23 protein-coding genes and 1 pseudogene are annotated in these 25,728 nt (G+C 56.0%); 17 read left to right on the top strand and 7 right to left on the bottom strand.

Annotated elements, in window-relative coordinates:
- Positions 1 to 110 precede the first annotated feature (110 nt).
- From RMR16_RS22930 to RMR16_RS22920, 3 genes are all read left to right on the top strand, one after another.
- Entirely contained in the window at positions 111 to 1,004 is an 894-nt protein-coding gene (locus RMR16_RS22930; RefSeq protein ID WP_320197913.1) for an SDR family oxidoreductase, read from the top strand.
- 24 nt (positions 1,005 to 1,028) lie between these two features.
- Positions 1,029 to 1,295, top strand: coding sequence for a hypothetical protein (locus tag RMR16_RS22925; RefSeq protein WP_320197912.1), 267 nt, complete (start codon positions 1,029 to 1,031; stop codon positions 1,293 to 1,295).
- 336 nt (positions 1,296 to 1,631) lie between these two features.
- Positions 1,632 to 2,528: a hypothetical protein gene (locus tag RMR16_RS22920; protein WP_413785932.1), complete on the top strand. Its 897-nt coding sequence runs from the start codon at positions 1,632 to 1,634 to the stop codon at positions 2,526 to 2,528.
- A gap of 236 nt (positions 2,529 to 2,764) precedes the next feature.
- Here the strand turns inward: RMR16_RS22920 and RMR16_RS22915 are convergent, their stop codons facing one another.
- From RMR16_RS22915 to RMR16_RS22905, 3 genes are all read right to left on the bottom strand, one after another.
- Entirely contained in the window at positions 2,765 to 4,270 is a 1,506-nt protein-coding gene (locus RMR16_RS22915) for an alpha-N-arabinofuranosidase (RefSeq protein ID WP_320197910.1), read from the bottom strand.
- 51 nt (positions 4,271 to 4,321) lie between these two features.
- A complete protein-coding gene (locus RMR16_RS22910; RefSeq protein WP_320197909.1) occupies positions 4,322 to 5,635 on the bottom strand; it encodes a GH1 family beta-glucosidase in 1,314 nt (437 codons plus the stop codon).
- Between the two features lie 132 nt (positions 5,636 to 5,767).
- Positions 5,768 to 6,748: a mannonate dehydratase gene (locus tag RMR16_RS22905; protein ID WP_320197908.1), complete on the bottom strand. Its 981-nt coding sequence runs from the start codon at positions 6,746 to 6,748 to the stop codon at positions 5,768 to 5,770.
- Positions 6,749 to 7,224: 476 nt separating this feature from the next.
- Here RMR16_RS22905 and RMR16_RS22900 point away from each other — a divergent pair, with 476 nt between their 5' ends.
- The 6 genes from RMR16_RS22900 (at position 7,225) to RMR16_RS22875 (ending at position 13,289) form a co-directional block, all read left to right on the top strand.
- On the top strand, positions 7,225 to 8,826 hold the full coding sequence (locus RMR16_RS22900) for an ABC transporter substrate-binding protein (protein ID WP_320197907.1): 1,602 nt from the start codon (positions 7,225 to 7,227) through the stop codon (positions 8,824 to 8,826).
- A 16-nt stretch (positions 8,827 to 8,842) separates the two neighbouring features.
- Complete coding sequence (locus tag RMR16_RS22895; protein ID WP_320197906.1) at positions 8,843 to 9,871, top strand: ABC transporter permease; 1,029 nt, start codon at positions 8,843 to 8,845, stop codon at positions 9,869 to 9,871.
- Complete coding sequence (locus RMR16_RS22890; RefSeq protein ID WP_413785931.1) at positions 9,868 to 10,767, top strand: ABC transporter permease; 900 nt, start codon at positions 9,868 to 9,870, stop codon at positions 10,765 to 10,767. Before RMR16_RS22895 ends, RMR16_RS22890 begins: the two co-directional genes overlap by 4 nt.
- Positions 10,757 to 11,599, top strand: coding sequence for an ABC transporter ATP-binding protein (locus RMR16_RS22885; RefSeq protein WP_320197905.1), 843 nt, complete (start codon positions 10,757 to 10,759; stop codon positions 11,597 to 11,599). The genes RMR16_RS22890 and RMR16_RS22885 overlap by 11 nt, the downstream gene beginning before the upstream one ends.
- Positions 11,596 to 12,372 (top strand): ABC transporter ATP-binding protein, encoded by a 777-nt coding sequence (locus RMR16_RS22880; RefSeq protein WP_320197904.1) that lies wholly within the window; start codon positions 11,596 to 11,598, stop codon positions 12,370 to 12,372. The genes RMR16_RS22885 and RMR16_RS22880 overlap by 4 nt, the downstream gene beginning before the upstream one ends.
- A gap of 152 nt (positions 12,373 to 12,524) precedes the next feature.
- On the top strand, positions 12,525 to 13,289 hold the full coding sequence (locus RMR16_RS22875) for a YoaK family protein (protein WP_432355313.1): 765 nt from the start codon (positions 12,525 to 12,527) through the stop codon (positions 13,287 to 13,289).
- Between the two features lie 220 nt (positions 13,290 to 13,509).
- Here RMR16_RS22875 and RMR16_RS22870 read toward each other — a convergent pair whose 3' ends face one another.
- On the bottom strand, positions 13,510 to 13,905 hold the full coding sequence (locus tag RMR16_RS22870; protein ID WP_320197903.1) for an ArsR/SmtB family transcription factor: 396 nt from the start codon (positions 13,903 to 13,905) through the stop codon (positions 13,510 to 13,512).
- A gap of 124 nt (positions 13,906 to 14,029) precedes the next feature.
- Between RMR16_RS22870 and RMR16_RS22865 the strand changes: the two genes are divergently transcribed.
- The 8 genes and pseudogenes from RMR16_RS22865 to RMR16_RS22830 form a co-directional block, all read left to right on the top strand.
- On the top strand, positions 14,030 to 14,878 hold the full coding sequence (locus tag RMR16_RS22865) for a PhnD/SsuA/transferrin family substrate-binding protein (RefSeq protein WP_320197902.1): 849 nt from the start codon (positions 14,030 to 14,032) through the stop codon (positions 14,876 to 14,878).
- Positions 14,879 to 14,880: 2 nt separating this feature from the next.
- Positions 14,881 to 16,014 (top strand): LLM class flavin-dependent oxidoreductase, encoded by a 1,134-nt coding sequence (locus tag RMR16_RS22860; RefSeq protein WP_320197901.1) that lies wholly within the window; start codon positions 14,881 to 14,883, stop codon positions 16,012 to 16,014.
- Positions 16,007 to 16,834, top strand: a complete 828-nt coding sequence (locus tag RMR16_RS22855) for an ABC transporter permease (protein ID WP_320197900.1) — start codon at positions 16,007 to 16,009, stop codon at positions 16,832 to 16,834. Before RMR16_RS22860 ends, RMR16_RS22855 begins: the two co-directional genes overlap by 8 nt.
- The gene (locus RMR16_RS22850; protein WP_320197899.1) at positions 16,831 to 17,535 is read left to right on the top strand and encodes an ABC transporter ATP-binding protein; all 705 of its coding nucleotides are present in this window, start codon (positions 16,831 to 16,833) and stop codon (positions 17,533 to 17,535) included. The genes RMR16_RS22855 and RMR16_RS22850 overlap by 4 nt, the downstream gene beginning before the upstream one ends.
- 33 nt (positions 17,536 to 17,568) lie before the next feature.
- Positions 17,569 to 18,522, top strand: a complete 954-nt coding sequence (locus tag RMR16_RS22845; protein ID WP_320197898.1) for an aliphatic sulfonate ABC transporter substrate-binding protein — start codon at positions 17,569 to 17,571, stop codon at positions 18,520 to 18,522.
- Between the two features lie 420 nt (positions 18,523 to 18,942).
- A complete protein-coding gene (locus RMR16_RS22840; RefSeq protein ID WP_320197897.1) occupies positions 18,943 to 19,206 on the top strand; it encodes a hypothetical protein in 264 nt (87 codons plus the stop codon).
- Positions 19,207 to 20,129: 923 nt separating this feature from the next.
- On the top strand, positions 20,130 to 20,369 hold the full coding sequence (rpsU, locus tag RMR16_RS22835; protein WP_320197896.1) for a 30S ribosomal protein S21: 240 nt from the start codon (positions 20,130 to 20,132) through the stop codon (positions 20,367 to 20,369).
- 250 nt (positions 20,370 to 20,619) lie between these two features.
- Positions 20,620 to 20,807, top strand: a pseudogene (locus RMR16_RS22830) (helix-turn-helix domain-containing protein); the annotation flags it as partial.
- Positions 20,808 to 20,962: 155 nt separating this feature from the next.
- On the opposite strand, the gene RMR16_RS22825 reads toward RMR16_RS22830, so the two are convergent.
- From RMR16_RS22825 to RMR16_RS22815, 3 genes are all read right to left on the bottom strand, one after another.
- On the bottom strand, positions 20,963 to 21,409 hold the full coding sequence (locus tag RMR16_RS22825) for a TetR/AcrR family transcriptional regulator (RefSeq protein ID WP_320197895.1): 447 nt from the start codon (positions 21,407 to 21,409) through the stop codon (positions 20,963 to 20,965).
- An 86-nt stretch (positions 21,410 to 21,495) separates the two neighbouring features.
- Positions 21,496 to 24,612, bottom strand: coding sequence for an efflux RND transporter permease subunit (locus tag RMR16_RS22820; protein ID WP_320197894.1), 3,117 nt, complete (start codon positions 24,610 to 24,612; stop codon positions 21,496 to 21,498).
- Positions 24,612 to 25,724: an efflux RND transporter periplasmic adaptor subunit gene (locus RMR16_RS22815; protein WP_320197893.1), complete on the bottom strand. Its 1,113-nt coding sequence runs from the start codon at positions 25,722 to 25,724 to the stop codon at positions 24,612 to 24,614. Before RMR16_RS22815 ends, RMR16_RS22820 begins: the two co-directional genes overlap by 1 nt.
- Positions 25,725 to 25,728 lie beyond the last annotated feature (4 nt).

Raw genomic sequence — 25,728 nt, 5'->3', positions numbered from 1 at the left:
TTTGCCAGTGGAACGAGCCACCGACGAGGGCGTTAGGATAACACGCAATACAGCGTTATCGCCGCCGGGAACTTCGCTTCTGCGGCCATTCGGATTTCACGGAGACATAGATGACCGACCGCCTCACGATGCAAGATCCGCGCGACCAGTATCCGAAACCTCCATTTGAAGCACAACCTCAGCCAATGCCGGGGCTTGTTCAAAACATGGTGCCCTCACCCGATCATGGCGAGGAAAGCTACAAAGGCTCCGGAAAACTGGCTGGACGAAAAGCTTTGATTACGGGCGGCGATTCAGGAATCGGTCGTGCGGTCGCCATTGCATTTGCCAGAGAAGGTGCGGACGTGGCGATTTCCTACCTTGAGGAAGAAGAGCCTGACGCTGAAGCCGTCATCGGTTTGATCGAGGCCGAGGGCCGGGTAGCGGTGTCGCTTCCAGGCGATATTACGGACGAAACATGGTGCCGGGAAATGGTCGAAAAGACCGTCAGCGATCTGGGTGGTCTTGATATCCTTGTGATCAACGCCGCCAGACAACAATACCGCGACGACATCAGTGAATTGTCGACCGACGATTTCGACAAGACAATGAAGACCAACCTTTATGCTCTGCATTGGATAGCGCAGGCAGCGGCACCTCACCTGAAGCCAGGATCATCCGTCATCACCACCGCGTCGATACAAGCCTACGACCCCTCGCCGATCCTTCTCGATTACGCCACCACGAAAGCTGGGATTGTCGCCTATACAAAAGCTCTATCAAAACAGCTCATCGAGAAAGGCGTTCGCGCCAACGTTGTCGCACCGGGACCATTCTGGACAGTGCTTCAGCCCAGTGGTGGCCAACCCGATGAGAAAGTGAAGAACTTCGGTGGAAACAGCGATTTCGGTCGTCCGGGTCAACCCGTTGAACTCGCGCCGATTTACGTGCTGCTGGCTTCACAGGAAGCGAGCTTCATCAACGGCGAAGTGTACGGTGCAACGGGCAGTGGCGGGATCGGCTGACGGGAATTGATGGAGGGATTGCACATGCCTCGGAGCCCCAGGAAATCTGATCACAAGACCTATGACGTTCGTGATCGTTTGATACTCGCGCTTTATGCACAGTTGCGGGCGGAGCGTGAAACGCGTGAGGCGATGGAATGGGTCATACACAATGGCGGGCTTTCCCCTGAGGTTCTGGAGGCAATGGCCTCTGACCCTATTCCGGTTGTCACGGCTGATGATATTGCAGCCGTCGACGAATCGCTAGAGCGCCTGCAATCCGAGCTTGGTCCTAAAAACGCACATAGATAACGACGCGAGCGAGCTGGCAACACCACATCAACTCTAGGATTTTGCCTTCTAACTTGGGCTTGGCTCTGCCTTTCCGCCTTCAAAGTGAAATAAGTAGTGGTCGAAGCAAGATGAGAAAATCCTAACGACGACAAACGCCCCATTCCGGATCGCGGAAACGACCGCATGAATACATATGCTTATCGGAACCAATAGCTAAAGCGAACGTTCGATAGTCACTACAACCAGCAATCAAAAAGGAGACTTTCCAATGGGTCGCGGCATTTTACTCTGGCTGCTGGGTATCCCCCTGCCAATCATCATTCTCCTCGCCATCTTCGTACGATAGGAATGGCGATGTCCCTGTCCAACACTCCGGGTGTCATACCCGTCGAATCTCCCCAGTCAGCGATCTCATGGGCACCCATCATCGGTGGTGCTCTCGCGGCAACGGGCGTTACGCTGATCCTCCTCCTTCTCGGTTCCGGCTTCGGGCTGACGATGGTTTCCCCGTGGTCGGGTGAAAGCAGTTCCGCGACTGCCATAGGGGTCACAGCGGCAATCTGGCTCATCGTCGTTCAATGGTTGTCTTCCGCTCTTGGCGGATATCTGACTGGCAGACTGAGAACCAAGTGGGCAGCCGTACATACGGACGAGGTCTTTTTCCGGGATACGGCGCATGGTTTCCTGAGCTGGGCTCTCGCTACAGTGCTGGTGCTCGGTTTCCTTGCTTCGTCGCTGACTTCGCTTGCGGGTGCAGGTGCATCCGCCGTGGGTTCGGCTGCGTCTACGGCCACCATGGCCGGAGCTGCTTCCGCCGCGTCTTCGGGCGGTGGCGCTGATCTGTCGACGTCTTATTTCACCGATGCGCTTCTGCGTCCGCAGAGGGTCACAGCCGAAGCTAGAACCGACAATGCCGCAGCAGTGTCCGAGGTGTCCCGCATACTGCTCCAAGGTGCTGCAAATGGAGAGGTTGCGGACTCTGATCGCGCGTATGTCGCGAGTATAGTGTCAGCCCGTACGGGTTTGAACGAGGCAGACGCCCGTGCCCGTGTCGACACGGTGCTCGGCCAGATCGAAGCCGCTAAGGTGAAGGCGCAAGAAGTCGCAGATACTGCCCGCAAGGCCGCAGCAACGACTGCGATAGTTGGCGCAATCTCGCTGCTGGTTGGAGCGTTTATTGCCTCGGTTTCGGCAGCGCTGGGTGGTAAGCAACGCGACGATGAGGAAGATCTGATGGTTTCGCGCGTATAACCGCTGATTCGATATATCTTGGGGCGCCGCTTGGTGCCCCAACCTTTCTTATGTGTCTATACCTTGTTCCATCTCGAGCAGAATTGAAACAATGGGAAACCACCTAAAGCTTTTACTCTCCAAGAAGGCGTGGCTCGAGATGCAGGAGGTCTAGGGCTGTAAACGGACATCACGATCTTAGACCCAGTTTCCACAGCCATGGACTTTAAGTACGTGAAATTGGCGGAAACAGCATCTCAACCCAGCCGGATAATCCGGTAGCTGAGCGGCGATACTGTTGCCTTCAATCGTCCATCCGACACACTGGAACCGACAGCATCTTTCGGCGCAACCGTTTCTCCGTGAGGTCCGTTCGTCGCCTTCAGATCATGGCCTTCGATGACCTGATCGAAAATAATGCGGCGCGTGCCGAAACCTTCAACGGCGATATCCAGTTCAATGGCTTCGGTCTGGTGACGGTTGACGATGAAAAAAGTCAGCGCACCGTCGGTTTCGGTTTCAACCACCGACACATCAAGATACGGTACGTTTTTCGCAAAGCTCGTTGCGTAGCCCGGAACATCAATCGCGAGTTTCAAAGCTCGCCCGCGTCCATATCGGGAAGCGAAAAGGAACGGATAAAACGTCGTTTGCCGCCACGCTTCTCCACCCGGCACCGTCATGATCGGCGCGATGACATTGACCAGTTGCGCAAGACAGGCAATTTTCACCACGTCCGACCGGCGGATGAAAGTGTTGATCATGCAGCCCACCAAAAGCGCATCTTCAAAGGTGTAGATATCTTCCAGCAGCGCTGGTGCGTGCGGCCAGCCACTTTTGCCCGCCAGCACGGCCTTGTCTGCCTCACGGGAGTGATACCAGACGTTCCATTCGTCAAAGCTGATGTAGACGTCTTTTTGCGAGCGCTTCTTCGCTTTGGTATAGGCAATCACACCCGCAACGGTGCCGATATAGTCGTCCAGACGCGCGCTCTCCGCCAGAAAATCCGCCGTGTTGCCGGTGTCGTAATCGAAATAGAGGTGCAGGCTGATGTAATCGACCGTGTCGTAAGTGTAGTCGAGAACCGTTGCCTCCCAATCCGGGTAGGTCGGCATGCGTGGTGATGAGGAGCCGCAAACCACCAGTTCAATGGACGGATCAAAAGCACGCATGGCTTTTGCGGTTTCAAAAGCAAGACGACCATATTCATCTGCCGTTTTCTGGCCGATTTGCCATGGGCCGTCCATTTCGTTGCCCAGACACCATATTTTCACGCCCCAAGGCGCTTCCCGTCCGTTCTCACGCCGCAGGTCCGACCAGTAGCTTCCGCCGGGATGATTGACATATTCGAGAAAAGACCGAGCCGCATCCAGCCCTCGGGAGCCGAGGTTGACGGCCAGCATCATCTCCGTGCCAGCGGCCTCCGCCCAATCGGCAAATTCGTGGATGCCGACTTGGTTGGATTCGGCACTGTGCCACGCCAGATCCAGACGAACCGGGCGCTTTTCGCGAGGGCCAATACCGTCTTCCCAATTATAGGCGGAAACAAAATTGCCACCGGGATATCGAACGACCGGTACGTCCAACTCACGCACCAGATCGATCACGTCGCGCCGCATTCCGTTAACGTCCGCCGTGGAATGCTCCGGCTCGTAGATGCCGGTATAAACGGCGCGACCGAGGTGCTCGATGAATGACCCGTAAATACGGCCATCGACGGTGCCAATCGCATAAGCACTATGCACTGTTCCGGTCGCGCGCATGCTGTCCTCCGTTTTTTGATCTGACCTGAAAAGAGTTACGGTTTCCCGCTTCTATTTGCGGTCCTTCGTCAACATTTTCTGGAATGCGCGGTAACTTTCCTTCGGCACACGATCCCGCGTCGCAGGGTCCATTCCGACGATGCCGAACTTGGGCTCGTAACCTTCGGCCCATTCGAAGTTGTCGATCAGCGTCCATGCAATATGACCGCGCACGTCTGCACCTTGAGCCTGCGCATCACGGATCGCGCCGAAATGTTTGTCGAAGAAGGCGATGCGTTTGCTCTCATCAGTTTCCGACATGCCGTTTTCGGTCACATAGATCGGCAAGCCCGGATAATCCCTGGATGCACGCACAAGGAATTCGGTCAGCGCCTGTGGGTAGACTTCCCAACCCACATTGCTCTTTTCCAAATCACCGCGGGATTGTGTGAACGGGAAAACCGGCACGCGATCATCATGTTTGTAGAGCGAACGCGTATAATAATTAATGCCGATCCAGTCGAGAGACGGGCTCATCGCCTTCATATCATCCTGCCAGTTGGCGGGCAGATAGGGCTCCAGAATTTTCGTCACACGCTCCGGATAAGTGCCCTTAACCGCACCATCCAGGAAGAAACGGTTGAAAATATCGTCACCCAGAGCCGCGGCTTCGATGTCTTGCGGGCTTTGGCTGAACGGCTCAGCCTTTTCCATATTCACGACGATGCCAAGTTTGTCTTTAATGCCTTCATCGCGCATGGCCGTGATACCAAGGCCGTGGGCGAGCAGCACATGGTGCATTGCTCTGGCCGTAGCGCGGACATCGCGATAACCGGGCGCATGGATGCCGAGGAAATGGCTCAGCACCGTCACGCACCATGGCTCATTGAAGGTCGCAATGCTTTCCAGCCTGTCGCCGAAATGGCGGCTGACATGCGCGGCATAATCGGCAAAGGCCTTGGTGGTGTCGCGGTTCATCCAGCCGCCGCGATCCTGCAAAGCGCTTGGCAAGTCCCAATGGTAAAGCGTGGCGAAAGGCTTGATGCCGCGCTCCAGCATGCCATCGATCAGCCGATCATAAAAATCAAACCCGGCAGGGTTGAGCGCGCCCGTTCCTTCTGGAATGAGCCGAGGCCACGCAAAGGAGAACCGATAGGCATCAAAGCCGCCATCCCGGATGAGATCGAGATCTTCCGCCCAACGATTGTAATGATCGCAGGCAATTTTTCCGGTATCCGCGTTTTTCACATTTCCGGGTGTCGCCGCAAAGGTATCCCAGATGGACGAACCGCGTCCGTCCGTCTGGCCACCCTCAATCTGATGAGCAGCCATTGCGACGCCAAAAACAAAATCGGGTCCAAAATCGGTACGATTGTGAGAGAACATGGGTGCATTCCTGAGGCCAATACGGCCATTCATGTGTTTAATGTCAAGCCCAAGACGGCCATTCAAAACGGCGGTGGCAGTCTCTTCCCGCACATGAATATGTGCGGGGTTTCACTTCAAAATCAAAGCCGTTTAAGCTCCGTAAACATCCAGCGCCTGAAGCAGCGCCGCGGTGTAACCGTAGCAATAGGCAAAAGCGACACCTTGCGGATCACGGCCAGAGATGGTCGGCACATGGTCCGGCATGATCATGTATTTGTAACCCACGTCCCTATAGACCTTGAGGGACCGGGCCATATCCATGTCGCCTTCGTCCGGGAAGGTTTCCATGAAGGACAGTTTCTTGCCGCGAATATTGCGGAAGTGAAGGTTGAAAATCTTGTTGCGGCTGCCGAACCAGCGAATGACGTCGTCGATCTCCTCACGAGGATTATCGAGCATTTCGCCAACCGTTCCCTGGCAGAAATTCAGGCCGTGATAGGCGCTTTCACGCATCGTCACGAATTTCTTCAGCCCGTCTACGGTTCCCAGAACGCGGGTTACGCCCTTATAGCCCGGCGGCGTGTAAGGGTCATGCGGATGGCAGGCAAGGCGAACGCGGCTGGCTTCCGCGACGGGCACAACCCGTTCAAGGAAATAGTCGATCCGCTCCCAGTTTTCCTCTTCCGACAGAACGCCAGCCTGACCCGGCGCGGCATTCTGATCGGTCTTGTCCCAGCGGAACGAAGCATTTTTCGAGCCGCCTCTTCCCAACTCGTCGGGGGTGCGCGGAATGCCGATGAGGTTGAGATTGTATTTGGCGGCGGGAATGCCGGCTTGGCCAAGATTCTCAATGAGTTTGCAGATCGCGTCGATCTGGCGATCACGATTGGGACCGGCCAGCAAAATGTCTGGATATGTGGCGGTTTCAATAGGGCTTGAAGGCAAGGGAAGCTGGATCATGTCCAGCGTCAGACCAAAACTTTCGACTTTTTCGCGCAAACGCTTGAGGTCATCGAGACCCCAGCTGTTCAAGGGGCCATCTGGATCAGCGCAGATGTTGTTGACCCCAAGCTGCGACCAAATCCGATAATCATCATCGTCACGCGCAGCCAGTTGAGTTCCTACATACATGTCGTTTCTCCTGATTTCTCGAAAGAGATAATACCTCTTTTTCAAATTGTCGAGTTTCAATATTTTTTTGTGAACTCAATCGCACCCCTGAGCATGTGCGGCCTTATTGTTGCAATCTAATAGGTTTGTTTCCACAACCTCGCCAACGATTGAGAGAACCCGATATACACTAGGAAAATCATCATTATTCAGGAAAATCGCATACTTATCTCAGGTTTATAAAGCGTTTACGAATTTACGCATTACTTGTATTTAATGGAGGGTGGTCCACCACTCGACTTTCGGGATTGCTTTCAACGTCTGCCGATTATTCGCCAACTCGCCTTGCGCACGAAGCAATATTGAGGTTCAATCTGGTCTGGAAGCGCGGTTTACCATTGCAGAGATCATACTAGATTAACGGCACAGTACACAAAAACCACATAATCATAGTATGACCCGCTCCGCGTCGAAATGGTATCTTGGAGGAGAAACCCATGAACGGTGTTCATTCAAATCGTCTTTTAGCAGCAGCCTTTTCAGTCGCGTTCGCAGGTAGTACAGTTGCCTTTGCCGCCACGCCAAACGATCAATTGGTCATAGGCACCTCACTCGCCCAGGTTCTCTCGCTCGACCCGCAACAGGGCACCGAAGTAAAGACGCAGGAGATTCTGGCAAACACCTATGACCGCCTTGTTTTCGCCGACCAGACGGATGGCAACAAGGTCAAATCGCAGCTGGCCGAAAGCTGGCAGGTTGACGACAAGGGCATCACTTTCAAACTGAAGGACGCGAAATTTTCCTCCGGAAATCCCGTTACATCCAAAGACGTATTGTTCTCCATCGTCCGGCTGATGAAGCTCGACCAGTCCGCCGCCACCAACTACAAAACGGCCGGTTATACGGCCGCCAATATCGAGAGCCTTGTTTCCGCTCCCGACGACAAGACGTTTCGGATCGAACTGACCGACAAGGTTATTCCCGAAGCTCTCCTCTACCGTCTTGCCATGGGTGTATCGTCTGTCGTTGACAGCGTTGAAGTCGAAAAACACGTCAAGAACAATGATTACGGCAATGAATGGCTGCGCACCAACACCGCGGGATCAGGCCCCTACGTGCTGCGCCGCTGGACACCGAATGATATCGTTCTTCTGGAAGCAAACGATGCGTATCGCGATGGTAAACCCACTATGCGCCGCATCGTCATGCGCCATGTTCCTGAAAGTCAGGCGGCTCGTTTGATGCTTGAGCGAGGCGATATCGATATCGCCAACGCGCTCACCGCAGCAGATGTCAAAACCTTCGAAACCAAAGCCGGTTTCGTCATCGATCAGGTCAAGACCGGTGGTTATTATGTGCTTGCGATGAATGCAGGTGCAGAACCGCTCTCCAAACCTGGTGTTCGTGAAGCGATTGCTTACGGCATAGACTACAAGGGCATTGCAAATACCATCCTTGGTTCATACGGACGGGTTCGCAATGTGCCGGTGCCAGAAGATTGGGCGGGCGCGATCCCTAATCCGGATTGGTCTTTCCAGCCTGAAAAAGCCAAGAAACTGCTGGCGGATGCGGGTTATCCGAATGGCTTCACGGTCACGCTGAAAACCATTTCGCAGACGCCGCGTGTGGATATGGCCACCGCTATTCAGGCAAACCTTGCCGACATCGGCATCAAGGTGAATATCCAGCAGGGCAATGGCGCAGACATTGTTGCAGCCCACCGCGCCCGCAATTTCGATCTGCTCATTCCGCAGACCGGCTCGTTCATGCCAACTGCCCTTGGTTCGCTGGATAACTTTGCTTCCAACCCTAACAATTCCAAAGAGGCCAACAACGCTGGCAACTTTGTCTGGCGCTCTGCCTGGGACATTCCTGAACTGAATGCCCTGCGCGAAAAAGCCAACAGTGAACGCGACGATGCCAAGCGCCTGGAACTCGTCAAGCAAATTCAGGAAAAGTTCATTGAACTGAAGCCTGCGGTCTTGCCAATGTTCGAGCGTTTCGAACCAATCGTACTGACCAGCCGATTGAAGGGTTACAGCGGCCATCCATGGTCTTTGACCCGTATTGAAGGCGTCACGAAATCCGACGCCAAATAATCAGGCCATTGCGCACATGAAAGAGTTTACACTCACCGAGCTTGCGAAACGCATTGGGCATCTGCTGCTCAGCCTTTTCGTCCTGCTTGTCGTCACCTTCGTGATCGGTCGCATTTTGCCGACTGATCCCGTCGGTGCCATCGTCGGCGAACTGGCCGATCCCTCTGCCTATCAGGCCATGCGAGAACGGCTGGGTCTCGACTTGCCCCTTTATCATCAGTTCTGGCTGTATATGACCTCGCTGTTGCAGGGAGATTTGGGCACGGCCATTTTGACGGGCAACCCCGTGACCGAGGATCTCAAAAAGGCGTTCCCGGCAACATTGGAGCTGGCGACACTTGCGGTCATCATATCCACGTTGCTCGGTGTTCCCCTCGGCATGACCGCAGCTTTCTTTCGCGATAGCTGGTTCGATAAATTCACGCGGGTCATCTCCCTGGTGGGCCATTCCATTCCGGTGTTCTGGTTCGGCATCGTCGGTCTGGTGATATTTTATGCGGGCCTTCAATGGGCTGGCAGCCCGGGGCGCGTTGATGTTTATCTGGAAGGACTTGTGGAGCCGAAAACCGGCCTGCTTCTGATCGACAGCCTGATGGCGGGCGATACGGAAGTGTTCTGGAATGCGGTTCATCACATCATTCTTCCGGCCTGCATTCTTGCCTATTCCGCGATGGCCTACATCACGCGAATGACACGCAGCTTCACGCTGGAGCAATTGAACCAGGACTATGTGGTGGCTGCACGCGCCAAAGGCGCATCCAGCATGCGCATCGTAACGCGCCATCTTCTGCCGAACATTGCCGTACAGCTCATCACCGTTCTGGCAATTTCCTACGGTGGTCTGCTTGAAGGCGCCGTCGTCACCGAGATCGTGTTTTCATGGCCCGGCATCGGTCAATATATGACCAATGCATTGATGACCGGCGACATGAACGCCGTTCTGGCAGGCACGCTCATCATTGGATTGATCTTCATGATGCTGAACTTCCTTTCCGATCTGGCCTATCTGGTTTTCGATCCCCGCACGAGAGAGGCCACAACATGAGCACCAGTCAAACCCTAGCGGCTCCTCCACAAACATCGGGTGCCCTCAGCCGCGCCACTAGCAGCTTCAAAAGCTTTTTCAAAAAGCTGGCAGATGAACCTCTCGGCATGTTTGGCTTTGCCGTCCTTTTGTTGCTGGTCATCGTCGCCATTCTCGCACCGTGGATTGCGCCTTACAGTGCGACCTCGCAAAATCTGTCTCAGGCACTGCAACCGCCGAGTCTTGCTCACTGGGCAGGAACGGATGAATTCGGGCGCGATATCCTGTCGCGGCTGATTTATGGCACCCGCATCACCATCCAGACCGTGCTTGCCGTCTCGCTCATCGTCGGCCCGATTGGCCTGTTGATTGGCATTGTTGCCGGTTTTGTGGGTGGGCGCACCGATGCGTTCTTGATGCGCGCGACAGACATCGTTCTCAGCTTTCCCTCACTCATCCTCGCGCTCGCCTTCGCCGCAGCGCTTGGTGCTGGCCTCAACACCGCCATCATCGCCATTTCGCTGACCGGATGGCCCCCGATTGCGCGATTGGCACGCGCCGAAACCCTCATCGTGCGCAACACGGATTATGTGGCGGCGGCTAGGCTTTATGGGGCATCCGGCTCCAGACTATTGCTGCTTTACATCGCGCCGATGTGCATTCCATCCGTTGTGGTGCGGCTGACACTCAGCATGGCTGGCGTCATTCTCACCGCAGCAGCGCTGGGTTTTCTCGGCTTAGGGGCGCAGCCACCAGAGCCGGAATGGGGGGCGATGATCTCGAACGGACGCAAATTCATGCTCGACAATTGGTGGGTCGCGGTCATGCCGGGCATCGCCATTCTCGTCACCAGCCTTGCGTTCAACCTTGTCGGCGATACGCTTCGCGATATTCTGGATCCACGCCATGCCCGATAATGAAACCATTTTGAAAGTCCGGGATCTCTCGGTGCGTTTCGGGCGAGCGGAGCTTCCCGCTGTTCGAAATGTAAGCTTTGATCTCGGCGCAGAACGGGTCGGCATCGTTGGCGAGTCCGGCTCGGGCAAATCCACGCTCGGTCGCGCCATTATGCGGCTTTTGCCGCCCTCTGCCCGTGTCGAGGCGTCGACACTCGACTTCGAAACCGCGCCACTTCTCAGCCGCAGCGAAAAAGCCATGCGCGGCCTGCGCGGCAACCGCATAGCATTGATTATGCAAGACCCGCGTTATTCTCTCAACCCGGTGCTGAAGGTCGGCAAACAGGTGGCAGAGGCAGCGCTTCTGCACCAGAAGATCGGCAAGAAGCGCGCTTTTGAACTTGCCGCTGAAATGCTCGGAAAAGTCCGTATCGCAGACGTCGAGCGGACCATGGAACTCTATCCGCACCAGATTTCCGGTGGCATGGGGCAGCGCGTTATGATTGCCATGATGCTGCTGGCCAAACCGCGTCTTGTCATTGCCGATGAGCCAACATCGGCACTGGATGTCAGTGTCAGAGGCGATGTGCTGAGATTGCTCGACCAGTTGGTTCGGGAAAACAATTCCGCACTTCTGCTCATCAGCCATGACATCCGCATGGTCGCATCCTTCTGCGAGAGAATTCTCGTCATGTATCAGGGACGGGTCATCGAAACTCTAAGAAGCCTCGATGACGCAAAACACCCCTACACGCGAGGGCTGATCGCGGCCATGCCAGACCCCAAACATCCTGTTTCCCGTTTGCAGGTTCTGGATCGCCAAGCCATCAACGCAGCAGGGAGCCTGTCATGATTGAGGTCAAAGACCTGGCCGTTTCCTTTGGTCAGGGTGAAGCACGCAAGCAAGTCGTCAAATCGGTCTCCTTCTCCGTCAAAAAGGGTGAGACACTCGGCATCGTTGGCGAGTCAGGCTGCGGAAAGTCAACCGTCCTTCGCTCGTTGGCGGGCCTGGACCGGCATTGGCAGGGAACGATATCCTTTGCTGGAACGCCGGTTGATCGCGAACGCACCAAAGAGCAATTGTTGCTGGCGCAGATGGTATTTCAGGATCCTTACGGCTCCATCCACCCCCGCCACCGTATAGAACGCGTGCTTGCGGAGCCCATTCGTGCCATGAAAAGGGGCGCTGGATGGGACCGCGTTACCGGTGCATTGGAGCAAGTTGGCCTGCCAGCCAGCTTTGCGGACCGCTTTCCACACCAGCTTTCGGGTGGACAACGTCAGCGCGTAGCGATTGCCCGCGCCTTGATGCTGGAACCGGATATCCTGCTTCTGGATGAGCCGACATCTGCGCTCGACGTCTCAGTGCAGGCGGAAGTTCTCAATCTTCTATGCGATTTGCGGGATGAGCGAACATTGACCTATGTGCTCGTCAGCCACGACCTCTCGGTCATCGCGCATATGTGCGACCGCGTTCTCGTCATGAAGGACGGCAGTTTTGTCGATGAACTGACGAAGGAAGACCTGCAACGCGGTGTGACAAACCACCCCTATTCGCAAATGCTTTTTGATGAATCCGTCAATGGGTTGAGGAAGGAGCGTGGTGCAGCAGAGGTGATCTTTTAAAATATTCGCCTAACCTACTTTCAAATCTCGATGCACATCTGCGCGCGCTGATGCGTGTCAAGCCCGAGAGGTCCTTCCTAATGGGAGGAGTTCTGAGTTAAGCTCAAACGCAGTACACTCGGCGAAACCTCCTAGTCTGATAGAGGTCACGGTTGGAACAAATCTGGGCCAAGAGTGACCCGTTCTTACGTCAGCAACACATCATCGGGATGATCACAAGGATGCTGGTTCATGAAGGCGCGACCCGTTCGCCCACAGTTGATATCGTTTTAGCAACCTGCCTCGCCTTCGTTGCCGGAGGCGTTAACAGCGCAGGATTCGTTGCCTTTGGATACTTTTCTGCCAACATGACTGGAAATGTGTCGATGATTTCGGATCACATTTCGCTCTCCACCCCCGTCATCGCATTGGCCTTCGCGACGATTGTCGCAATGTTCATCATCGGCGCTACTGTCGCGGCACTCTTCATCGAGACGGGAAAACGGCGGCATCTGATGAACATATATGCGGCGACGTTGTTGTGCGAAGCCGCTCTCCTGATTGCAGTGGGACTTTATCATTTTGGCGCGGGGCGAACCGCCAACGGCTTGCTGACGGCTGGTATCCTTAGTCTAACAATGGGAATACAGAACGCCGCATCGACACGGATTTCCGATGGACGTGTCCGGACCACCCATGTTTCTGGTGTTGCTACGGACCTCGGAGTCGGCATTGCGCTTCTTATCCATCGAAGGCGCCCAACGGATACACCGCAGATTTTGGAACGGTTGAAGTTGCATACGGCAACAATTCTTTCATTCCTTTTGGGAGGAATAGCGGGTGTATCCGGTTTCAGGTTCACAGGAGGCTTGGTGTTCTGCTGCCTTGGCCTTCTGTTGTTGGGAATTTGTGGGCGCTCTGTCCTCCGGCGACAATAATCACCTGCGAAGGGGCAAAAAATTCTGCGAACACGCGAGTTTATAAGAAAATTTTCAGACCAGAATTAAGATATTTCCGCCAAATATTACCTTGATACGCACGCTGCCGCGCATGAGCACTGTTGCTACAACGATGGGCGCATTTTTTAGTGCTCGACTGGGAAGCGCTGAACAGGAGGCCTACCCATGACCTTTGTCTCCTCGTCACTAAAAGTTCACCTCAACTCATTTCTCCAAGCGGGTTTATACCAAACTGTGCTCCGCGCCAAACTACGGAGGCGTTCGCATCTGGAAACAGCAGCCGAAGATGGCCGATAATCTGGCCAGCGCGGGGATCGGCCAGTCGATAAACGACGGCTTTTGCAACGCGTTCACCGGTAATTATACCCGCCTCGCGCAATTCGCCGATCTGCTGCGACAAGGTGGGTTGGTGCACGTCGAGTATGTTTTCCAGCTCGCCCACCGTGCGCGCGCCTTCCATCAAAACGCACAGGATAGAGAGGCGAACCGGGTTGGATAGCGATTTCATGAAGTCCGATGCGGCGCCAATTGCCTGGCATTTGATTTTGGGCACATGTGGCTTGCGATCATCGCCGCCATCTATCTTCTTGATCAATCTGTTTCCTCCACGCCTGAAATATTTTTCTTCGTTGCCGCGCAAATTCAGCGTCGCATTCCTCGCCAACTCTGCACTGTTCATTATATAAGTTTATATAACGATATTCAATGAGGTGAACGATTTGGCTTTCAGGATTGGCCACCATCCCAACAATCTGCATCTTCGGTTGGCCTCGCTCTGGCCGGGCGCCTTCGCCTCTTTCAAACCGGAATTCGTCAGTTATGTCGAGGGTCGTGAAACAGCCGACAGGCTGCGGAATGGTGAGTTCGACATCGGCGGCACCGGTTCCACGCCCCCCATTCTGGCCGCCGCATCCGGCCTCTCGGTAGCCTATGCCGCGGCCTCGGCTCCGCGTCCAGCCAATGGTGCGATCCTTGTTTCCAAGACCTCCGGGATCGACACCATTGCAGACCTAAAAGCCAAGCCGATTGCTCTGGTGGACGGCTCCTTTCTCACCTACTTTCTGGCCAAACGGCTTGAAGAAGCAGGGCTCAGACTGACTGACGTTGAGCGCAAGGACATATCCCCCCTTCAATCCCGCGAGGCGTTGCAAGACGGAACTGTTACAGCGTGGATTGCCATGGCACCGCATCTGGAACAATCACTTGCCAGCGGTGAATTTCGCGTGCTTGCCCATTGCGGCGATCTCATTCCCAACCGGTCCGTGTTCTGGACGATCAAGGATCGCGGGCTGTCGGCGGAAACACTGAAGGATTTTGCCGGCGAATTGCAGCGCCTCGGCCAAGACATTACCGCCGACCCCGAAAAGGCATCTGCCCTACTGTCCGTCAATGGCGATGACACTGAGCGCAGAGCTTGGACGCGCATCGTGTCCGAGCGAAACTGGCAGGCGATTGCCGCCGACACAAGCCTTTTGCGCGAGCAGCAGGCAGAAGCTGACACGCTGTTGGCCCATGGTGATCTTGGCATCAGGCTAACCATCGATACGAAAAACGGCAAAGAGATTTGAACATGAACGTCCTCTGGTACATGTGCGCGCCCGATGGTGCCTATCCCTGGAAGCCGGAAGGCTCCCGCACCATCGATTACGGCTATTACAAGCAACTCGCACAAGCTTATGATCATCTCGGCTTTACCGGGGCACTGTTCGCCACTGGCGCCCACGACGTCTGGCCTTTGGCGGGCGCGCTTCTGCCATACACCGAGCGGATGAAGTTCCTCATCGCCTTCCATCCCGGACTGATCGCCCCGACGCTTCTTGCCAAGATGGCCGCGACATTTCAGGAGTTTTCCAATGGCAGGCTGATGCTGAACGTCGTTTCCGGCGACGCCAAGATGCTTGGCGCCTATGGCATGATGCTGCCGCACGACGAGCGCTACGTGATGGCCGATGAATACCTGACGATCTGGCATCGGCTGATGGCTGGCGAAAGCGTCACCCACAAGGGCAAGTATTTTCAGACGGAAGGCGCAAAATTGGCGTTGCCTGCTGGCACCGATATCCAGCCGCCGCCACTGTGGTTCGGCGGCTCGTCCGACAGCGCCATCGAGGTTGCCGCCAAGCACGTTGAGACTTACCTCTCGTGGGGCGAGACCCCGGAACAGATGGGTGAAAAAGTCCAAAGGGTGAAGGCGCGCGCCGCAGAGCACGGGCGCGAACTCACCTATGGCATCCGCCTCTACGTCATAGTCCGGCAGACGGACGCGAAGGCGTGGGAAGCCGCTGCTGATCTCTACGAGCGGATGGACGAGGCGGCAATCGCCGGCAACAAGCGTTTTGTGTCCAACACGGATTCGATTGGCCAGCAGCGGATGAGCGCCATGCACGGCGGCATCAAACCCGCCAACCTGCGCGATCTGGAGATCGCTCCAAATCTGTGGGCCGGTATCGGCCTCGTTCGCCCCGGCCCCGGCACGGCCATCGTTGGTTCTCCGGACACCGTGATCCGCACACTGGAGGCCTATCAGAAAGTCGGCGTCGACACCTTCATTCTATCCGGCATGCCCTTGCTGGAGGAAGCCTATCGTTTTGGCGAACTCGTGCTGCCGAGGCTGCCGGTCGAACGTCTGAAGCAGGAACGCAAGCAATTCACATGGTCAACCTTGTTCGATCGTGATCTTGCCGGAAAGTCTGCCGATGACTGATATCAGCAACGCCCGTCAGGACCAGGCGGACAACCCGTTCACAGTGAAGCACGGCAGGCGTACATTGGCGAACATGGCCATGCGGCTCGTATCACCGCTCGCTATCATAGCGCTCTGGCAAATCGCCAGCGCGACGGGACTGCTGTCACCGCGCATTCTGGCCGGCCCAAGCGAAATCGTTTCCACAGCGGGACGCCTTGTCGCCTCCGGCGAACTGATCAAGGGGCTCGTCGTCTCGTTCCTGCGCGTATTGGCCGGTTTTTCGATTGCACTTGTCCTCGGTATCCTTTTGGCACTTGCCTCCGGCCTGTCCCGGGTCGGTGAAGCCATTATCGACCCGCCGATCCAGATGCTGAAAGCCATGCCATTTCTGGGATTGTTGCCTTTGTTCATTCTGTGGTTCGGCATTGGCGAAACACCGAAAATCGGGCTTGTCGCTTTCGGCGCCATCTTTCCGATCTACCTCACCCTGCATGGCGGCATACGGGGCATCGATAAGAGGCTGATCGAGGTAGGCCAAACGCTGGAACTTGGTACGCTTTCCACAATCCGCCATATCGTCATCCCCGGTGCACTGCCTTCGCTTCTCGTTGGCGTCCGCTACGGACTGAGCGTCTCATGGCTAAGCCTTGTTGTCGGAGAACAACTCAACGCCTCCAGCGGCATCGGCTACATCATCACCTATGCTCGCGATTTTCTGCAAACCGATGTCATCGTCGTATGCCTGCTGGTCTATGCCATCATGGGGCTGCTGACAGATTGGCTGGTCCGCACGATTGAAGCTTATGCGCTGCGCTGGCGCCCAGAGGTGATCGCATGAGCAATCTCGTCGACATCAGACAATTGCATCGATCTTTCGGCGGCCCGGCAGTTCTCGGCGGCATAGACTTGACCATCGCACCTGGCGAATTCGTGGCCCTGCTCGGCCGCAGCGGGTCTGGAAAATCCACCCTGCTGCGCGTTCTGGCCGGTCTGGACACAGCACCGGCGGAAAGACTGGAACTTCCCGCCCGCCGCTCCGTGGTTTTTCAGGAGCCGCGCCTTCTGCCGTGGAAAAGCGTCATCGAAAACGTGGCACTCGGCGTCCGTCGCCCTGATGCGATCCAGCGTTCAAAGCAGGCACTAGCCGACGTTGGCCTTTCGCATCGGCTGGATGCTTGGCCCCTCACCCTTTCGGGCGGCGAGGCACAACGCTGCGCTCTCGCCAGAGCGCTGGTGCGCGAACCCGAACTTTTGCTGCTGGACGAACCTTTCGCAGCCCTTGATGCACTCACACGTTTGCGCATGCACGATCTGGTGTTCGAACTCTGGCGCAAGCATCACCCCGCCGTCCTGCTCGTCACCCACGACGTCTGGGAAGCCGTGGCGCTGGCCGACCGTATTCTTGTCATTGATCAAGGGCAGTTCATCCGGGAAATCCGCGTCGATATCGATCACCCACGCCGGCGCAGCGACCCCGGAACCAGCCGTATTGAAGCCGAACTCCTCAAAGAACTCGGCGTCGAACCCTTACATGCCTGACACCCAAGCCAGAATGGCAGATTGGACACACCGATGATCACCAAACGTACATTCCTAGCCGCCGCGGCCCTCGTAACCGCAGCAGCCACCTTCGCCACCTCCGTTCAGGCCGCCGATCAGGTCGTGCGGATCGGCTGGCTACGTGGCCCCAACGACATCACGCTCGCCAAATCGCGTGGCACGCTGGAAAAGGCGCTCTCCGAAAAGGGTATCAAGGTTGAATGGGCCGGTCCTTTCCCGGCCGCGGCCCCCGCATTCGAAGCACTCAACGCCGGCAGCATCGACATCACCGCCGGCAGCTCGACTTCCGCGATTGCGGCACTTGCCGCCAAGATCCCGCTCGTCATCTTCGCCTATCAGAAAATGGCACCTGGCTCGGAAGGCATCGTCGTGAAAAAGGATTCCGGCATCACCTCCATCAAGGACCTCGCTGGCAAGAAGGTCGCAGTCAACCGTGGCGGCACTGGCGAGTATCTGCTGATGCAGGGACTGGAAACCAATGGCGTCGATCCCAAGAGCGTTGAGCGTATTTATCTCAGCCCCAGCGATAGCGGCCCAAGCTTCACTCAGGGACATGTCGATGCCTGGGCGACCTGGGATCCCTTCCTAACCATCGCTGAAAAGGCTTATGATGGCAAAGTCGTGGGCGATGGTGCCGCCATCAAGTCAGACAACGCCGTCGTTCTCGTGGCGAGCAGAGATTTTGCTAAATCCAAGGCCGATCAGCTTCAACTCGTCTTCGACGTCATCAAGTCGGAAAACGCCTGGGCGGTTGCCAACAAGGCTGAAGCCGGTGCCATTTGGGCCAAGGAAATGAACATCCCGTCTGATCTCGGAGCCAAGATCGGTGAGAACAATGCCGTTCCAACAACGGGCGTCACGGATGCCAACGTGAAGCAAATTGGGGCAGTTGCGGAATGGTACGTCAAGAGCGGCATTATTCCGACCTTGCCGGATGTTGATCCGGGGGTTGTCTCGCTGAAGTAAAGCTTGCTCGTGAATAGCCGCATCTGCGTCACCCATGTTAGGCGCAGATCACGAACGTCAGCACCAATACGGGTTTGGACAAGTGCGTTGGCAACCATAGCTGCCTTCCATAACGACCTGCGCTACGGAATTCACGTCTTGCTCGAAATGCCGAATTGACAGGTATCTGCTCACGCTGAAAAGTGTTTTCGGTCGCCATCATGGATACAATCTGGCGAAACAACGCGGACTGAAAAACTGGTGCAATCCAGCTGAAATTCCACATACGCGTGTGACCGATGAGCAGATTGGTTTTGCTCGACGTTTTTTCGCCTTGAATTTACTGTCGCTGCCAGTACGCACAGGTGCTATTGGAAGGTCGCACGCTCCCGGTAAGAGCATCGCGGAGAGTTTATTGTCAACGAAAGCGGGTAAGATCGTATGGCCGTTCTGAACAGACCACAAAGCCTAGGGCCTTATCCCGACAGGGATATCGGTTGCCAAGAGGCATTGGAGCAAGCATTTCTGCTTGTTGCCCAAACTTTAAAACCAGAGGACATCACGGCTGCGGCTGGCGGTACTTTGGTGCCTCAGTTGATGGCCCTTGCTAGGCAGGCTGAAAGCGTGGGGTGGACCTTGGAGGAAGCGGAAGTCGCAATCAGTGAGCTGTCACAGAACCTCTTGGACGACATGGCGCAGATGTAGTGGCAGCAAGATCGAAAGAATGACTCGCCGCTAAAGCGATTGTTGTTTCATCAGGCGAGTTGCATACCAAGTTCATGTCCCGTGGCATTGCTTACAACAATGTCAAACGGGTTTCCACACATGGCTGGACACAGACTGCCCGCGTTTCGGCGCGATTTAAAATTTTTCGCCAAAATATGTGCTATGGAAACATCATCATCGTCCAGTTGTCGGTGGCGCGTGGGGCATGAGATGGCATCGACACCGACTATTTTTAAGAAACCAGCGAAAAGTGTCTCCTATGAGCCCACGGATTTTGCAAAAAGGCATGGCATTTGTCTTGAAGATGCCCAAAGAATCCTGGCACTTCACAAAGGTGACCATGACTCATCAAACAGGGCAGCTCATAATCTCAACGGCCTAAACTGAATCCGTTTCACGGTGTTCCATCGAACCATCTGGCGAAATGACGTGCCGCTCGATCCTCCTTCACCGCGCACCTAACGTCTGGCGACGAAAGCGTGCGCATTGATGGTTTACATGGACAAGCGTGACGTACGACTCCGACCGGCGAAAGCCATGTCGCGTTGAATCAGCCAGTGGAGTAGATGGAGCATCCTGTATAGCACCCGACCCGTTTCTAGATGCATGGATTTGCGCAATCTGAGCGCCCGTACAGGGATATATCAGAACAGAAGTAGGATCACTCTCAATACGAGAGGCTTTGGTCTTTAGCGCGAGGATTCCTCTACACCGCTCGCTATTTGCTATGTGCCCGCCAAAAAGGTCCCACAAAGCAAAGTTTCTATAAAAAGTGCAACAGCAGATCGACCTGCAACGCCGAGCACTCTATGAAGACAATTCAGACAAATGATGGGAAGTGTTTTCTTACCGCGAGCACCGATCCGCATCACGATCATAACTAAAGAAATAAGGAGTAGAAATTGAAGGTAGATGTCCGTGATAACAACGTTGAGCAGGCTCTGCGCGTGCTCAAGAAGAGGATGCAGCGCGAGGGCGTTTTCCGCGAGATGCGGTTGCGTGAGCATTACGAAAAGCCGTCAGTCAAACGGGCCAGAGAAAAAGCAGAGGGCGTTCGGCGCGTGAGGAAAATGGCGCGCAAGAAATTGGAGCGCGAAAGCGGAATTGCTGCACCTAAGAAAACAATCAGTCGGGCGCGTTAAATTCTACTGTGAGACAGGGGCGGCTTTTCTGCCGACCGTCTTTAGAAACGATCTGTCCGCGTCCGATGCATTGCGGTCAGCCCTTGCCGATCAGGCAGGAAGGCTGGCCACAGAGGTCGCGGAAGATCGGCAACTGCAACTTTTTTGATGCCTCAGGACGTCGCGACCGAACATGCAACACGGCCGGATGCCTTTGATGCAACTTCCCATGGGGTGAACGCAGACGTGATAGCCTCTGAAAGCCAGAGAGCATCTCAGATTACAGGAAGCCCGCCAACTGTTGCTGGCAGGCGGCCATAGTGCGGCGATGCGGCCTTCGCGGTCGCACATGAAAGCGCCTCACAGTTCAGCCGTGAGTATCTTCGCCAATTCGGTGCGCCACCGGCAAGGCATGTGCAGGAAATACGTCAAGCGATTGGACGCCCGACGATGGCTTAGACGTCATTGGCCGAAAGCCAATCGCCAATAAGGCTCCAGCACCTGAGGCAATTGTAGAGCGTTTGGTGCGGCAAGTACCGGTTTCAGCCAAATTATTCTACTTGAACGGGATTTGAACGACCCGGCAAGGTTACTGTGAAAACCGACACGGCTCATTAATTTATGGCTGCGCAAATCGGCGGGGTGGGAAAACCACGGTAATCGGCCTCCTCTATTCCTAACGATTGGCTCGATGATCCCAACAACTTCATCATCATCATTTTGTTGATCGCCCAGTCCTCACAGGCTGCCACAACCATCAAGTCATGAACCCGCTTCTCCTCGACAAAATTTGTCTTCCGCTGATGGTGCAGGTTCATCAGAATTCTTGCGAGCTTGGTTTGAGCCGATCCACGATTGCGCTCAGCCACCTTCGCGACTTGAACGAGTTCCGCGAAGAACCGGCCACAGATCGAAGTATTTATAGCCATCCTGGAAGGGAAATAGCGGTAGACATTCGCGCTGCTCATTCCAAGGCATTTTGCAATCTCGGCGACGGTCGTCTGACGGAAACCGATGTGCCGAAAGTGCTGTTCCGCCACATCCAGAATACGTTCACGCATGGTCTAGACATCAGGCTCCATCGTCATCCTTCGGCTCGGGGGACTTGATCAGCGTTCATGTTCATCGAGTTTTTCACAGCGAATCTCTATTCGGCAGCCATCGCCCGCACATGCTCCGGCTCGTCTTCTTCGAGTGATCTCCCATCGTCTGTCGCCTTCGGTGGCTTAATCCGGAACCAGACGGCGTACAGCGCCGGGAGAAAGAGCAGGATCATCGCTGTCCCAGCCGCCGTTCCACCGATCAACGTGTAAGCCATCGAACCCCAGAACACCGAATGCGTCAACGGGATGAACGCCAGAATGGCGGCAAGTGCAGTCAGAATTACGGGTCGTGTTCGCTGCACCGTCGCTTCGATAACCGCGTGATAGTCATCAAGGCCAGCCGCCTGGTTCTCCTTGATCTGCTCCGTCAGGATCAACGTGTTGCGCATGAGGATACCCGCCAGTCCTATGAGGCCTAGAATGGCGTTGAACCCGAACGGCTGATTGAACAGAAGCAAGGTTGGGACCACTCCGGCGAGACCGAGTGGTGCCGTCAGCATCACCATCGTCATCGTCGACAAGCTGCGAACCTGCAAGATGATGACAATCAATGTGGCTGCGATCATGAGCGGGAAGACCTGAACCAGCGCCGCGTTGGCCTTGAGCGACTCTTCTATGTTGCCGCCCATTTCGATGCGGTATCCGACAGGAAGCGACGCGATCAGCGGTTGCAGCGCTTTCATCACCTGTTGCGATACTTCCGGAGGCTGCGTGGCCTCGTTGATATCGGACCGGATCGTGATAACCGGTGTCCGATCACGACGTTTCAGAATCGGCTCCTCGAACCGTATCTCCGAGTGCCCGAGTTGATCCAGCGGCACCTGACGGCCACTTCTGCTCATCAGCGAGAAGTCGGCAAGCCGGGAAGGATCGAGGCGGTTTTCACCGCCACTGCGTGCAACGACCGGAACATTGCGGATGTTGTCGCGCACCTGTGTCACCGGGATGCCGCTAAGCAGCAACTGCATCTGCTGTGCTGCCTCCGATGGAGAAAGACCAATCAGATTAAGCCTTTCCTGATCGGGCACGAACCGCAGAACAGGAGTGCGGTTGCCCCAGTCACGGTTCGCCTGCCGGACGTCCGGAACAGTTTTCATGATGGCCAGAGCCCGTTCGGAGATTTTGTAAAGCTCATCCTGATCGGGTCCCAAGATGCGGAACTCAACCGGGAACGGTGTATAAGGACCAAAGACAAGCTGGGTCACGCGCACGGACGCCTCGGGAACAAGACCTTCCGATATGGCGGCACGAAGACGGTGCTTCAATTCTTCGCGCGCATGCGCGTCGGGGGTGAGCACGACGACCTTGGCAAAGGCCGGATCTGGCAATTCAGGCGCCATGGCAAAGAAGAACCGCGGTGCGCCCTGCCCTATATAAGCCGTAACGATATCCGTTTCAGGCTGCGTCTGTAGCCAGTCCTCGACCTTCTTCACTGCTGATGTCGTCGCCTCGATGCTCGTGCCTTCAGGCATGCGCACCTCGACCAGCACTTCGGGGCGATCGGATGTCGGGAAGAACTGCTGCTTTACGCCCCCCATCCCGACGACCGAGACAGCCATCGTGATGCCGACCACAGCGCAAACCATAAACTTGTGGCGGACGGCAAACGCGATGGTCGAGCGCAGACGACGATAGTTCGGCGTGTCGTAGATGGCGTCATGGCCACCCTCAACCGGTTTGATATCCGGCAGCATCTTCACGCCGAGATAGGGTGTAAATGTTACAGCAACGACCCAGGAAACGATCAGGGCGAAACCCACGACCCAAAAGATATTTCCGGCATATTCTCCCGCCGTCGACTTGGCGAAACCAACGGGCATCAGGCCAATAATGGTGACGAGAGTACCGGACAGCATGGGGGCTGCCGTATGGCTCCAGGCGTATGCTGCCGCCTTGATGCGGTCCATGCCCTCTTCCATCTTCACCACCATGACTTCGATAGCGATAATGGCGTCGTCAACCAGCAGGCCGAGCGCAAGAATCAGGGCACCGAGCGTGATACGGTCGAAGAACCGCCCCGTCTCGAGCATGATGAGGAAGACAACGGCGAGTGTGAGCGGCACGGCAAGCGCCACGACGATGCCGACGCGCCAACCAAGAGCGACCAGGCTGACAAACAGAACAACGCCAAGCGCCATGGCGAACTTGAGCATGAATTCGCCGACAGCCTCATCGATATTGACGGCCTGATCGCTGACTTTGGTGAGAGTCATTCCCAGCGGCAATGTCTGCGCGATCGCAGCCGAGCGCGCTTCAAGCGCCTTGCCGAGATCCAGACCGTTCCAGCCGGCCTGCATCACCGCACCCAGCATGATCGTCGGCTCGCCCTCATGGCGGATGACGTAGGTTGCAGGGTCCTGATACCCGCGCCGCACGTCGGCCAGATCGGACAGCTTGAGCGTCCGTCCACCGACCGCGATCGGCGTGTCCGCAATCGCCTGCTCACTGTTATAAGCGCCGTCGAAACGGATGAAGACCTGAGGTCCTTTCGTGTCGATCGATCCCGCCGGCGTGACGGTGTTCTGTCTCTGCAAAGCTGCGGCGATATCCTGTGCAGATATGCCAAGCGTTGCCAACTTGGCAAAAGAGAACTCGACGAATATCTGTTCAGGGCGCTCCCCGACGATGTTGATTTTCTTGATACCCGGAACATGGAGCAGATCCTGACGGATGATCTCAGCCTGACGTACCAGGTCGCGCATCGGCATACCCTTCGCTTTCAGGGCATAAAGGCCGAAGCTCACATCCGAATATTCGTCGTTGACAAACGGACCCATCACGCCCGGAGGCAGATTTCGGGCTTCATCGCCAAGCTTCTTGCGCGCCTGATAGAATTCGCCTTCAACTGCTGACGCTGGCGTGTTGTCCTTGAGCGTGACCGTCAAAAATGCGTAGCCCGGTCGTGTCGTCGTCTCGACACGGTCGTACCATGTCAGTTCCTGGATGCGCTTTTCGAGGGGTTCGGCGACGAGATCCTGCATCTCACGGGCAGTGGCGCCTGGCCAGACCGACGTGACCGTCAGCGTCTTGATGGTGAAGGATGGATCCTCGGCGCGTCCCAGCTTGACGAAGGCATAGACACCCGCTGCGGCCAGCAGGACGATGAAGAAAAGGGTAACTGCACGTTCGCGGACGGCGATGGCGGAAAGATTGAAGCGCATTATTTTACCACCTCTTGCTGAGCCCCGGTGCGAACGCTGACACCGTCCTGAAGAAGATGCGCACCCAAAGCGACAACCTGCTGACCAACGCCGATCCCGGTGACAAACGCGGTCTCGTCGCTGATCCGCTTGACCTCGATCGGCGTGAAGGCCACCGTCGATGTGGTCCCGTTGACAATCCACACGCCTGTCTTGCTACCATTATCCAGGATAGCGCCAACCGGTACGGCCACCTCCGACTGCCGGTTTGTGTCAGTGATCTTGACTGTCACGGTTGAACCAAGCGGGGCCGTTGACGCAGTGCCTTCCAGAACATAACGGGCCTCGTAGGTGCGTGTCTGAGGGTCGGCAGAATCAGAAATCTGTCGCAACCTTGCGTTTCCGCTGAGTGCGTCGCCGCCATAGACGCTGGCCTGCGCCTGTGAACCTAGATCGGGACGCAGTGTTTCGGGTAGCCATACAACAGCTTCACGAGGGCCTGCTTTCGCCAGTTGAACGACGGTCTGCCCGGCAGCCACCACTTGGCCTGGATCCCCGAGAGTTTCGACGACCGTGCCATCCGAGTCAGCCAGAAGAACGGTGTAGGTTGCCGCGTTCTCTGCAACCTCGGCGTCCGCCTCGGCTGCGGCAAGCTGTGCTGTGGCCGTGTCAAGAGCCGCCTTTGCCTGCTCGTAACGCTGGGGCGTGGCTGCCAGACCATTTTTGACCAGTGCGGCATAACGTTTCTCGTCGGCCTGCGCCTGAACCAGAACGGCTCGGGCTGCGGTGACCGTGTTGCGCCTTGCTGTCAGCGCAAGCTGGAGATCGGTTTCATCGATGCGCATCAGGGCTTGACCCCGGCTCACCTGCTGGCCCACATCCACCATCCGTTCAACGATCTTGCCCGGAACCCGAAAGCCAAGATTGCTCTGCACCCGGGAAGCCACTGTTCCGGTCAATGAGCGCTCCAGCGTGTGGCTTCTCGTCACCTCTGCCACCATGACCAGCGGTGCAGCAGTCCTGGAGTCGGCAGCAACAGCTGGCTGTTTTCCAGTGTTGGGAACAAGGAAAAAGGCTCCGGCTGCTCCACCCGCCACCAGGCCTAAAAGAGTGAGGACATGTTTGCGTTTCATTTTA

Source organism: Agrobacterium sp. rho-13.3 (assembly GCF_033957765.2).
Taxonomy (GTDB): domain Bacteria; phylum Pseudomonadota; class Alphaproteobacteria; order Rhizobiales; family Rhizobiaceae; genus Agrobacterium.
This window is presented reverse-complemented; position numbering and strand designations above follow the sequence as displayed.